This is a genomic window from Rhizobium nepotum 39/7, from assembly GCF_000949865.1.
GTDB classification, from domain to species: Bacteria; Pseudomonadota; Alphaproteobacteria; order Rhizobiales; family Rhizobiaceae; genus Agrobacterium; species Agrobacterium nepotum.
Genome location: NZ_JWJH01000001.1, coordinates 75,337 through 88,075, shown reverse-complemented (window position 1 = coordinate 88,075; position 12,739 = coordinate 75,337). Strand labels below are relative to the sequence as shown.

Genomic DNA, 12,739 nt, shown 5'->3' with positions numbered 1-12,739 from the left:
GGAATTGCGGAGCGGTTTTACGTCCGGAAAATGCGAAAACCAGGATATGGAGTGCGTCCGGCGATTCCGTTTAACCGGACGCGCTCTGAAGCGTTTCGCGCAAATCCGCGCCCCATACCTCGATTTGTGTCAGCGCGGGGAAGGGCGAGGGATCGTCCGCTTTTTTAAGATCATGCAAGCGGATCCATTCCACCTGGCGCGGCGCGACCGGGAAAGTCTGGGCAGCTCCGGTTTTTCGCAAGGCGAAGCTGGCGCTTTCACCGTCGGAAAAGGTGACGCTCGCCTGCTCCCACCATGCATCATGGGGGAAATCCGCTCGCAGATAAAATGTCAGCTGGTCGATCAGCACCGCACGGCCGAAAACAAGCGTCAATGAAGCCTCGGGATCGCGATTGATACCCCAGCTGGTATAGGGCCAGAAACCGTGACCGGCGCTGGCCTTTTCGCCATCGATGACATTGCGGGCCGCAAAGGCGGCCTCTCCGCGCGTTTCGGTGCTCGCATAGACGTGCGGAAACAGCGAGGTGTTTTCATGGTCGTCAAACGGGTTTAAGGCCAGGTTTCTGCGGACCCCAACCTCCCCGGCGAGCGCGCGCCGCGCCGTGATCCGGTGAATGACGCCGCTGAACGCTTGCGGCGGATAGGATTTTCGCCTTGAGGCGGAAGGAACCGGCAGGACAAATTCTGTTTTCCGCAAGAAAACCAGAGTCGGCGGCATTCCGGCGTCGAGGGCAAGCCAGATATGACCGGGTTCCGAAATCTCGACGACAAGCAGATCGCCCTCGCAATATTCGGCCCGATAAACGAGAAAAACCTCGTCCTCCGCTCCGGCCTGCGCCAAAATCGCACCAGCCGCATTGACGACCTTGAGTGTAAGCTTCATCGGCACTTCCTTAACTGATCGTCAGGCACAGACGTTTGGCTTCAAAGGGAATGAGAACGCGGTAGATCGTCTCCGGCCAGGATTGGCGAAGGCGGGCGTCTTCGATCGGTATTGCTTCGACAGCAGGCAGCCCCGCGCCTTCGCAGATGATGTCTCCCAAATCCGCAAAGTTCAGACGATCCGGCGTCACGACGGGCTTTTCGGCGACCATGAGCGACAGAATTGCTGCCCCACTGCCTTCATATTCGTCGACGACTTCGACATGGCTGCCACGCAACAGCCGAACGCAGCGGCGATAAGACCTCACACCCGCAACGGCGGGATACGCGCCGGCTATATCGAAGGAAATTTCCGCCTGTTTTTCCGAAAACCCGGCCGCAAAATCCCGCGCGGCAAATTCAGACCCGGCGGTCTGCGTGACACCGCCGAAGGTCGGCAAATTGTGAAAGGCCGACTGCATCGTCCAGATTTCGTAGCGTTGCGGCGAAAAGGTTTTTGCGGTGTAGGTTTCCACCCCTACATCGATGATGAACGGTCGACCATTTTTATAGAGCGTGAAACTACCGACATCGTTGTGGTTGTGGCTTTCGCCATTATTGCCCACCTTCACGGCAAGATCGAAAACCCCGTCGCGGGCAATCGCCAGTCCGATGCCGGGATAGGCGATGTCAATCTTTGCAAGCTCTGCGGGAACAAGCGCAGACAATTCCGGTGTGACGAGAACGGCCTGAACACGATACCAAAGGTTCCACTCTTTCCGCATCAGCCGGTCCGACGTGCGGTTCCAGCAAGCGGCGGCGAAGGCCTGAAGCGGCAACGACGAGACGGCCTTGCCGAAGAGATATTCCCGTACCCCCGATGTTTCGACCTTCGCCGGCGCATCGGCGAAGTTGAAAAATCTGTCTTCCTGCACATGCATGTTGAGGATGAACTCGGCCATGTTGCGCAGTTTCAGCGCATTAAAAAGCGGTGCCATGGAGCCGGGGGCGGAAGCTTCGAGAATGCTCATCGCCCCGAACATGCAAAGCGCGGCATGGCCGTAATAAAGAACGCCCTCCTCGCAGGCCCCGTCTTCCGCATAATCCTTCTGAAACGCATCGAGGCTTTTGAGCGCCTTTTCCACCACCAAACGTCTCGTCGGCTGGTCGGTAGGCAACAGCAGGGTCGAGAGCAGGACGTTCTGGCTTATCCAGGCCGTCCAGTTGTTCATCCGCTCGTCACCATTGCCCATCCACCAGAAATGCCGGGCAAGATAAGGCCGCGTGATGCGCCGCTCGATCTCGGCGCGAACGCGCAAAACGAGATTTATATTTACCCCTTCCAGTTCCGTTGCAAGCAGACGCAGGCACAGCGCCAGATTGGCGCCGGTTTCGGCCGCGAAAAGGTCGATCACCGGATTTTCCGGATCGGGCAGAGGATCTCGCGGGCTACCGCGAATATGGGAATTATGGGCGGGCAATTGCCAGCCGCTTTCCTCGCATATCAGCCACAAACCGTCGATGATGGCATCCAGAAAACGGCCCTGCCCCTCGACGCATTCGCCGAGAACGAGCGCATTCAGTTTCAGGCGCCGGGAAAAATAAAGCCCCTCGAAATGATCGCGATTGCCGCTCCGGCTATATTCCCGGTAGTCGCCCGCCAGAATGAGCGGCCAAGGTTCGCCAAGGGCCTGCTCCGCCGCCTCGATGAGGCTGCGGGAAACCGCGTCCGGCGCTGAAGACCGTATTTTCTGTGCCGTCAGCTCCGCACCGAAATCGGCGAGCCGATCGGGCAGGAACCGCATCATTTCGACAAACACGCCCTCAAACCTCCCGCGCGTTCCGCAATCGATATGCGGCTCCTATCATACGTATTTTCAAAAAACCAGAAAATTTGTCTGACTTTATGCAAAGTTGTTTGACCAATATCGATATTGTGTTATCCAGAGCGCGGGAGGCGGCAAGGTGAAGACCCTAGCCGCGATGGAAAACGCAGCTGGCACCGATGATGCGGTGGAACGACAGCAATGGGAGGTAGGCTGTGGCAATCGCAACCGCGACCATGTCCGACAAGCAGGCAGCACCGTATCGGAAGAAAAAAGTCCGCATCGTCTCCAAACGGCGGCGCAGAATCGAAAATGCGCTCGTTGCCTATTCCTTCATTGCGCCCAATTTCCTCGGCTTCGCGATTTTTACGCTCGGCCCCATTATCTTCGCCTTCGCTTTGGCCTTCATGCATTGGGACGGCTCCAATGCGATGCGTTTTGCCGGGCTCGATAATTTCTGGCGGCTTTTCGAGGACAGGGCCTTTATCGCAGCCTTCTGGAACACAGTCATCTATACGGTCGCATCCGTGCCGGCCACGCTCGCCTGCGCGCTGGGACTTGCGATCCTGCTCAACCAGAAAATCCTCGGCCGTAATTTCTTCCGCACGGCGATGTTCTTTCCCTATGTCGCGTCGCTGGTCGCAGTCGCCGTCGTCTGGAACATGATTTTCAATCCGGAGATGGGTCCGGTCAACATGCTGCTCTATACGCTCGGCCTTGATCCCGCCGATATGCCGGGATGGGCGGCGGACCGGCATTGGGCCATGGTGACGGTCATTCTCTTCGGTGTGTGGAAGAGCATGGGTTATTACATGGTCATCTATCTCGCCGGGCTTCAGGGCATCAATTCGGAGCTTTACGAAGCGGCGGGGCTGGACGGCGCCAATGCGTGGCAGAAATTCATCCATGTGACCCTGCCGCAGCTTGCGCCGACCACCTTTTTCGTCACCGTCATGCTGACCATCCAGTCCTTCAAAGTCTTCGATCAGGTCTACATGATCACGCAGGGCGGGCCGGGCACCTCGACGCTGGTTCTCGTCTACCACATCTACAACGAAGCCTTCATTTCCTGGGATCTCGGCTATTCCAGCATGATCGCCCTCGTCCTGTTCTTCCTCGTCCTCGTCGTCACCATCATTCAGTTCAAACGGCAGCGGGAGGATTGATCGATGCGCATCATGGACCGCAAAATCCCCACCGCCACGATCGGCATCTATCTGACCGTGATCATTGTCACCATCATCATGCTGTTGCCCTTCGCGTGGATGCTGTCGGCATCGCTGAAGCTTAGCCGTGATGTTTTCGCCTTTCCGATCGAGTGGATTCCTTCTCAGCCACGCTGGGAAAACTACGTTGAAATCTGGACGAAAATTCCGCTGGCGCTCTTCATCTACAATACGTCGAAGCTGACGATCATCGTCACGTTGCTGCAATTGCTGACATCAAGCTTTGCGGCCTATGCCTTCGCCAAGCTGCATTTTCCCTACAAGAACACGCTGTTTCTCGGCTATATCGCCACCATCGCCATGCCCTGGCAGGTTTATATGGTGCCGCAATTCCTGCTGATGCGCGAGTTCGGGCTCAACAACACCCATCTCGCCCTGATTTTCCTGCAGGCCTTCACCGCCTTCGGCGTCTTCCTGATGCGGCAGTTCTACATGTCGATCCCGAACGAGCTTTGCGAGGCGGCCCGCATCGACGGCATGAACGAGTACCAGATATGGGCGAAGATCATGCTGCCGCTCTCCAAGCCGGCGCTTTCCACATTGACGATCTTTACCTTCGTCACGACCTGGAACGATTTCCTCGGGCCGATGATCTATCTCACCAAGACCGAACTCAAGACCATCCAGATCGGCCTGCGTATGTTCATTTCGCAATATTCGGCGGAATACGGGTTGATCATGGCCGCCTCGGTCGTCGCCCTCATTCCCGTTCTCGTCGTTTTCCTCGCATTGCAGCGCTTCTTTGTCGAAGGCGTTGCTTCCACTGGCATCAAGGGTTGATTTCATGCTCGACTTGACCACAACCGTTCCGAACCCGATCACCGCCGCGGAAATCGACGCCGCACTCACGGCCGCCGTCGCACAGGTCAGGCGCAACCTGCCGCAATTCACCTATGCGGCGCAGAACCATTCGAGCGTGAAGAATTTCTACCCCGCAGTGGCCAACGACCAATGGACCGCCGGTTTCTGGCCGGGCCAGATATGGCTCGCCTTCGAACACACCGGCGACAGGACTTTTCAGCATGCGGCGCAAATCCAGGTACAGAGTTTCCTGCGCCGCATCGAAAACCGCATCGAGACCGATCACCACGATATGGGGTTTCTCTATTCGCCCTCCTGCATCGCCGCATGGAAGCTTGTAGGCGACGAGGATGGCAGGCGCGCGGCGCTGATGGCCGCCGATCAGCTGATGGAACGGTTCCAGCCGGTCGGGCAATTCATTCAGGCCTGGGGCCGCCGGGACAATCCCAATGAATATCGCTACATCATCGACTGCCTTTTGAACCTGCCGCTGCTTTATTGGGCAAGCAGGGAAACGGGCCGGGAAGACTACCGCACCGTCGCACTTGCCCATGCCCGCACCACGCTTGCCCATTCCGTCCGGCCGGACGATTCCACCTATCATACATTCTACATGGACCCGGAGACGGGCGCGCCGGTGCGCGGCGTGACGAAGCAGGGATACAGCGACGAGAGCTACTGGGCACGCGGGCAGGCCTGGGGCATCGCCGGCATGGCCATTTCCTATCGTTACGAGCGTTTGCCCGCCTATCGCGATACGTTCGAGCGGCTTCTCTCCTTTTACCTGAAACGCCTGCCCGATGATCTCGTGCCCTATTGGGACCTGATCTTTACGGATGGTGACGGCGAACCGCGCGACAGTTCGGCAGCCGCCATCGTTGCCTGCGGCCTGCTGGAAATGGCTGAACTGGAGACGCCGGAAAAGGCGGACAAGTACCGAAATCTGGCAAGACGCATGGTGAAAAGTCTGGCGGATATCTACTCGGTGCGGGATCCGGCGATTTCCAACGGACAGCTTCTGCACGGCACCTATTCCAAGAAAACCGCCCATAACACCTGCCGGGGCGAGGGCGTCGATGAGTGCGTCTCATGGGGTGATTATTATTATCTGGAAGCGCTGATCCGACTTTCGCGCAACTGGTCTTCCTATTGGTGAGCGCGAGGAACAGATGGCAAGCATTTCCCTGAAAAAACTCAACAAGACCTTCGGCGCCCTCAAGGTCGTTCACGATATCGATCTGGATATCGCCGACAAGGAATTCATCATTCTGGTTGGCCCTTCCGGATGCGGCAAATCCACGACCCTGCGGATGATCGCCGGGCTGGAGGAAATTTCCGGCGGCGAACTCCGCATCGGCGAGGACGTGATGAATGACGTGCCCTCCAAGGATCGCGACATCGCCATGGTGTTCCAGAATTATGCGCTTTATCCGCATATGACCGTCTACAAGAACATGGCCTTCGGTCTCGAACTCAGAAGGGCGCCGCGCGAGATCATCGATACGAAGGTGAAGGAAGCGGCGAAAATTCTCGACATTACCCATCTGCTGAACCGCAAACCCAAGGCGCTGTCCGGCGGGCAGCGTCAGCGTGTCGCGCTCGGCCGGGCGATGGTGCGTAACCCGGAAGTCTTCCTTCTCGATGAGCCGCTTTCCAATCTGGACGCCAAGCTGCGCGGCACGATGCGGTCGGAAATTTCCAAACTGCACAAGCGGCTGGACGCCACCTTCATCTACGTAACCCACGATCAGGTGGAAGCCATGACGATGGCGGACCGCATCGTGGTGATGAAGGACGGCCATATCCAGCAGGTGGATACGCCGCAAAATCTCTACGACCGGCCGATCAACATGTTCGTTGCGGGTTTCATCGGCGCGCCGCAGATGAACATGCTTCCTGTGACCCTCCATCGCAACGGCGAGCGTCTCGTCGCCATCTTCGACGGCAACTCCCTGCCTTTGCCGGCCGGTATCGATGCCGGGCGTCTGCTGCCCTACGAAGGCAAGGACCTCATTCTGGGCATTCGCCCGGAAAATTTCCACGAATTCGCCCCGGCGGATATCGATGCCGCCAATGTCTCCCCCTTCAAGGCGACGGTGGAACTGGCTGAGCCAATGGGATCGGAAGTGCATCTCAATCTTTTATCCGGCGGCAAGCACCTCGTTGCGCGGGTATCGCCGCGCTTCAAGGCGAAGATCGGCGATCCGGTCGAGCTGGTGGCGGATCTGACGAATGCGCAGTTTTTCGATCCTGCCACCGAACGATCGATCCTCTACTGAGGCTGCGGGGAGAAACGCAATGCAATGGCTGGAACGGTTATGGACCAGGGAAGGAGCCGGGATCGACAAGAACGCCCCGCCTCTCACCGGCCTTGCGCTGTTCCTTAATATCCTCAAACGCGAGTGGTGGGAGATGGTGAAGCTCAATATCCTGTTCCTCATCGCCAGCCTGCCGCTGGTGACGATGCCGGCGGCGATGTTTGCCATGACCCGCGTCTGCGTCTCCTTTTCAAATGACGAGAACACCTATCTGTTGCGCGATTTTCTTGAGGCCTTGCGGAAATTTGCCTTTCGCGGCACCGCTCTTGCGGTTCTCGGCGCACTGCTGGTGAGCGCCGGCGCCTATACGACCGTCAGCTATGCCGGAGCCGCCCGGCTGCAGCTCGCCTACAGCCTGCCTTTTGCGATCAGCCTGGCGGTAACGCTGTTCCTCGTTCTTCTGTGCGCCTACGCCACCGTTCTCATGGTCAGGCAGGATTTGCAGCTTTTGGCAACGGTGCGGCAGGCGGCGCTTCTTGCGCTGGTAAGGCCATTGCCGATGCTTTCAGCACTCGGTTTCGTCGCGGCACTCTGGTTCGCGCATATCCTGCTTTATCCGGTGTCCGTGTTCATGCCGGCAACCATCAATTTTTCCCTCGGCATGTTCGCCCTGTGTTTCGCGGCCAGAAATATTGCCGCGAAAAAACACGGGCGAATGCCGGAGCCAGTGGGGAGAGGCCTTTAGAAAATACCGAGAAGACAACGACATCAGTCAGGGAAGGAGAAACGGGCTATGGAGTTTAGAACAACCAGACGTGCATTTGCTCTCGCAACCGCCGGTCTCGGCATTGCCATGGGCATGGGAGGAACGGCTTTTGCCGCAGGCGATACGCCAGTCACGCTGAAATGGGCGCTGTGGGATCTGGACAAGGGCGCTTACTTCAAGCCCTTGATGGAGGCCTATAAACAGAAGCATCCGAATGTGACGTTCGAGGTGGTGGACCTCGGCTCGCAAGATTACACGCAGATGATATCCACGCAGTTGACCGGCGGCTCCAAGGATATTGACGTCGTCACCATCAAGGACGTTCCCGGCTACGCCAATCTGGTGCGCGCCGGCAACATCACCGATCTCAGCGGCTTCATCAAGGATCAGAAGATCGAGACGTCACCCTATGGCGGCCTGATCGAAGAACTGACCATCGACGGCAAGATTTACGCCCTGCCGTTCCGCTCGGATTTCTGGGTGGTCTATTACAACAAGGATATTTTCGACAAGGCGGGCGTGCCCTACCCCACCAACGATATGAGCTGGGCGCAGTTCGATGAAATCGCCGGCAAGCTGAAAGGCGGCATGGGCGCAAACCGCGTCTACGGCGCGCTTTTGCATACCTGGCGCTCGACAGTGCAACTGCCCGGCATCCAGGATGGCAAACACACGCTGGTGGACGGCAATTATGAATTCCTGAAACCCTGGTATGAGCGTGCGCTCGCCCTGCAAAAGAGCGGCGCGATACCGTCCTATGCCTCGCTCAAGACATCCAACACCCATTATTCCGCGTTGTTCTTCAACGGAACGATCGGCATGTTGCCGATGGGAACATGGTTTGTTGGAACCCAGATCGCCAAGGTGAAGTCGGGCGAGTCGAAAAGCGCCAACTGGGGCATCGTGAAATTCCCCCACCCCGACGGCGTGGCGGCAGGCGCGACGGCGGCGCAGATTGCCGGACTGTCGGTCAATAAGAATTCCGGCCACAAGGAAACAGCACTGGACTTCATCCAGTTCGTAACCGGGCCTGAAGGCGCAGCCATCATCGCCTCCACCGGCACGTTCCCGGCACTCAGAACCGACGACGTGGCGCAAAAAATCGCGTCTCTGCCGGGCTTCCCGCAGGATCAGGGCAGCAAGGACGCGCTTCAGGCGGGCAAGGCCTATCTGGAAATGGCGGTCAATCCGAATGCGGCCAAGATCGAGGTCGTTCTGAACCGCGTCCATGACGCGCTGATGACCGACAATATTTCGATCGATGACGGCATCAAGGACATGAACGAGGGCGTCAAGGCCATCAAATAATAGCCAGAGGGCCGCAGGCTGTCCCGCCTGCGGCCCTCTCCTTGAACAGGAATCCGGAAATTCATCACCGTGACTTACGATAGCGCTCGAGCCAATCCGCTCTTTGACAATTCTCTCCTGACCAGAGACGACCTCGCAAAGGCCGTGATCGATCTCTTCAATCCGCTGCTTGCGTGTTTTTCCTCAGGTGGCGCCCGCGTCCGGCTGGGCGCGACGGGCGCAATTTTCGATTATCCCGCAGCGGAGCTGGAAGGATTTGCCCGGCCATTGTGGGGCATCGTTCCGCTTGCTGCGGGCGGGTATACCTTTCCGCACTGGGACCTCTACAGGCGCGGACTGGCCAACGGCACCGATCCGGCTCACCCCGAATATTGGGGCGATACGTCCGACCGGAACCAGCGGCTTGTTGAACTGGCGGCCATAGGGTTTGCGCTTGCCATGGTTCCCGAACACATCTGGGAACCGCTTGCCGAAGCGGAGAAGCAAAATGTCGCCACCTATCTTCTGGCGGCGCGCGAACGGGAATTCGTCGACAATAACTGGAAATTCTTCCGTGTCCTGATCGATCTCGGACTGGAACGGGCTGGTGTGAATTTCGACAGCGCCAAGACCCGGACCTATCTTGACGAGCTGGAAGCTTTCGATATCGGAAACGGCTGGTATCGGGACGGGCCGGTCCGCCGGGTCGATCATTACATTCCTTTCGCCATGCATTTTTACGGCCTGATCTACACCGTTCTTGCAAAAGGCGACGATGCGCGAAAAACGCGGTTCCTCGAACGGTCCCGCGTTTTCGCCAGCGATATGCGCCACTGGTTCGGTCCGGACGGGTCCTCGCTCGCTTTCGGGCGCAGTCAGACCTATCGTTTTGCGGCGGGTGGTTTCTGGGGCGCTCTGGCGTTTTCCGGTCTGGAAGCGCTGCCCTGGCCGCAGATCAAGGGTTATTACATGCGCCACATCCGCTGGTGGTCGAAGCGACCGATCGCGGATCGCGATGGCGTCCTCTCAGTTGGATACGGCTATCCGAACCTGCTGATGAGCGAGAGCTACAACTCCCCCTGCTCGCCCTACTGGGCGCTCAAATTTTTCCTGCCGCTCGCGCTGCCGGCCGATCATCCGTTCTGGACGGCCGAGGAGGCGGAACCGCAAGAGTTCGCCGAGCCGGTTCCATTGCCGGAACCCGGCATGGTGGCGTTCCACACGCCGGGCAATGTCGTCGTTTTATCCTCCGGGCAGCAGCACGACAAAATGCGCGGCGCGCAGGAAAAATATGCGAAATTCGTCTATTCCACCCGTTATGCCTTTAACGTCGAGGCGGACGACCGGCATTTTGCCGCCGCGAGTTTCGATGGCATGCTTGGCCTTTCCGACGACGGCGGTCATTTCCGCACGCGTGAAACGATGGAGGAGGCATTGATCGCGCAAGACTGCCTCTATTCGCGCTGGCGACCTTGGGCGGACGTCGAAATCGAAACCTGGCTCGTTCCGCGCAACCCCTGGCATCTCAGGTTTCACCGGCTCCGGACCCCTCGCGCGCTACACACATCCGAAGGCGGATTTGCCATCGTTCGCGCAGATTTCAACCGCGATCTCACCGAAGCCGGGCAGGGTCTCGCGGTTTGTTACGGACAAGGCGACACCAGCGCCATAGTTGATCTCTCAGTCGGCATCCGGCGCGACGGCGTGTGCCATCAGGCGATCGCCAACACCAACCTCCTTCACGCAAGAACCCTTGTCCCGCAATTGCGCGGCACAGTTCTATCAGGCGAGACGCTCCTCGTGACGGCGTCCATGGCGCTGCCCGCCGACAAGGCGGCGGAAGCGGCGTTGGCGGCATTGCCCGATGTTCCCGATCTCGCCAGTCTGGAAGACATGTTCAAGCGTGAGGGGCGCCGGGTACCGGCCCATGCTCTCGAGGAAAACCATGTGGGCCGGCTGCGATGAAAGGCGGCACGCCGATTGTCTCCGAAAACTCTGGTCGACTGAACATCCTGACCTGGGAGAGGAAGCAGGAGGATATCGACAGTCCCGATCATCAGGCGCGACTGCGTGGCCTTGAGAGCTCCGCTAACGCCACTTTCGCGCAGGGTATCTATATTGCCGCTAAAGCCGAGGTGCATACCGACAGGCTGCTCATGGGTGCGCAGTCATGGATTGCAGGTTACGCAATTGTGCGGGGCGACATCGAGCTTGGCGACAACGTCTCGATCAACCCCTATGCCTGCGTTTCCGGCAAGGTGAAGATCGGCAATGGCGCGCGCATCGCCTCGCATGTCAGCATTGTCGGCTTCAACCATGGTTTCGATGATACCGAGACCCCCATCCATCGCCAGCCATTGACATCGCTCGGCATAGAAATCGGCGACGATGTGTGGATCGGCGCCAATGCCGCCGTGCTGGACGGCGTTAAAATAGGGCGCGGAGCCATCATCGCGGCAGGCGCCGTGGTGACGAGGAACATTCCTCCCATGGCCGTTGCCGGCGGCGTTCCTGCGCGGGTCCTGCGATACCGCACAGATAAGACAACGGCGCATTCCCCGCAAGAGATCGACGGCCTGCTGCTGGAACTCGGCAAGGAAATCACCGAAGGCTGGCTTCCCGCAATCGACTCCTGCCGCGTGGACGGTCTCTATCGTTCGCCCGACGCCTCCGGGCAGATTGTTGAAAGCACCCGGCATCTATGCGACGCCGTCGAGATCGCAGCGGCTTTCGGCCAGGAACGAACGGTTTTCGACGTTCAAAAAACCGTCTCTGGCCTTAAGCACATGCAAGACGAACGGACAGGACTTTTTTTCGCCGCCGGCCATCCCCGCTCCTTGCCTCCCGAACAGGATCCCGAAATCCTCTACAATATTCTGGCCGTTGGATACGCCCTCGAATGTTTCGATGACGCGCCGCAACAACCGATCGCTTTCGTGGAGGATATGAACGCGGATGCGCTCACCCTTCTGCTGGAGAGCCTGCCCTGGCAAAACCGCGCATGGCATTGCGGCGCGACCGTCGATGCCATCGCCACGGCGCTTTACTTCAACGGTCGCTATTTCACATCGGGCAACAACCGCCACGCGCTTTTCGGCTGGCTGGCAATGCATGCGGATAAAACCACCGGTCTCTGGGGCCTGCCGACATCAGGACAGGGCCTGCTTCAACCCGTCAACGGTTTTTACCGGCTTACGCGCGGTTCATATGCCCAGTTCGACCTGCCTCTTCCCTATCCGGAAGCGGCGATAGACTCCGTCATCGCCAATTATCGCGCCCATGCCGGTTTTCATGGCGAGGATTTTAATGCCTGCAACCTTCTCGATACGATCCACCCCCTTCTTTTATGCCTGAAACAGACGGATCACCGACGGGACGAGGCGAAAAAGATCGCCCGCGAAACTCTCACGAGAAACCGCGGGCGGTGGAAAAAAGACAGGGGATTTGCCTTCGCTGAAGGACATCCGCCCGGACTTCAGGGCACTGAAATGTGGATGTCGGTCATCTGGCTGGCGGCGAAGCTCCTCGATGCCGAACAGCTCCTGCCGTTCAGGCCACGGGGCGTCCATCGTTTTTCGCAATGAATGCCGTCAGGTGCACATCCGCACTCCGCTTTACCCTCGGACCGCCTCTCAGACAGTGCGGAAATCGTCGAAGGCACGATTGCCCGCCCGAAATCCCCGGTATAGGTTTCGGACCATCTTTCGAGAGCTT

At 58.4% G+C, this 12,739-nt stretch carries 10 protein-coding genes; 8 read left to right on the top strand and 2 right to left on the bottom strand.

The features are described from left to right. Positions 1-70 precede the first annotated feature (70 nt). Together RS75_RS00370 and RS75_RS00365 are read right to left on the bottom strand one after the other, a co-directional pair. Positions 71-883: a hypothetical protein gene (locus RS75_RS00370; protein ID WP_045016269.1), complete on the bottom strand. Its 813-nt coding sequence runs from the start codon at positions 881-883 to the stop codon at positions 71-73. Positions 884-893: 10 nt separating this feature from the next. Continuing rightward, a complete protein-coding gene (locus RS75_RS00365) occupies positions 894-2,681 on the bottom strand; it encodes a heparinase II/III domain-containing protein (RefSeq protein ID WP_045016266.1) in 1,788 nt (595 codons plus the stop codon). 242 nt (positions 2,682-2,923) lie between these two features. Here RS75_RS00365 and RS75_RS00360 point away from each other — a divergent pair, with 242 nt between their 5' ends. The 8 genes from RS75_RS00360 (at position 2,924) to RS75_RS00325 (ending at position 12,609) form a co-directional block, all read left to right on the top strand. Next, the gene (locus RS75_RS00360; protein WP_407691485.1) at positions 2,924-3,853 is read left to right on the top strand and encodes a carbohydrate ABC transporter permease; all 930 of its coding nucleotides are present in this window, start codon (positions 2,924-2,926) and stop codon (positions 3,851-3,853) included. Between the two features lie 3 nt (positions 3,854-3,856). Further along, entirely contained in the window at positions 3,857-4,693 is an 837-nt protein-coding gene (locus tag RS75_RS00355; protein ID WP_045016262.1) for a carbohydrate ABC transporter permease, read from the top strand. Positions 4,694-4,697: 4 nt separating this feature from the next. Then, positions 4,698-5,870, top strand: coding sequence for a glycoside hydrolase family 88 protein (locus RS75_RS00350; RefSeq protein ID WP_045016260.1), 1,173 nt, complete (start codon positions 4,698-4,700; stop codon positions 5,868-5,870). A gap of 13 nt (positions 5,871-5,883) precedes the next feature. After that, positions 5,884-6,993, top strand: a complete 1,110-nt coding sequence (locus tag RS75_RS00345; RefSeq protein ID WP_045016258.1) for an ABC transporter ATP-binding protein — start codon at positions 5,884-5,886, stop codon at positions 6,991-6,993. Between the two features lie 19 nt (positions 6,994-7,012). Continuing rightward, a complete protein-coding gene (locus RS75_RS00340; protein WP_045016257.1) occupies positions 7,013-7,717 on the top strand; it encodes a DUF624 domain-containing protein in 705 nt (234 codons plus the stop codon). 48 nt (positions 7,718-7,765) lie between these two features. Then, positions 7,766-9,046: an ABC transporter substrate-binding protein gene (locus RS75_RS00335; RefSeq protein ID WP_045016255.1), complete on the top strand. Its 1,281-nt coding sequence runs from the start codon at positions 7,766-7,768 to the stop codon at positions 9,044-9,046. A 69-nt stretch (positions 9,047-9,115) separates the two neighbouring features. Further along, complete coding sequence (locus RS75_RS00330) at positions 9,116-10,990, top strand: DUF2264 domain-containing protein (RefSeq protein WP_045016253.1); 1,875 nt, start codon at positions 9,116-9,118, stop codon at positions 10,988-10,990. Then, positions 10,987-12,609 carry an acyltransferase gene (locus RS75_RS00325; RefSeq protein WP_045016251.1) on the top strand — a complete coding sequence of 541 codons (1,623 nt, stop codon included), beginning with the start codon at positions 10,987-10,989 and terminating at the stop codon, positions 12,607-12,609. The genes RS75_RS00330 and RS75_RS00325 overlap by 4 nt, the downstream gene beginning before the upstream one ends. Positions 12,610-12,739: the final 130 nt, after the last annotated feature.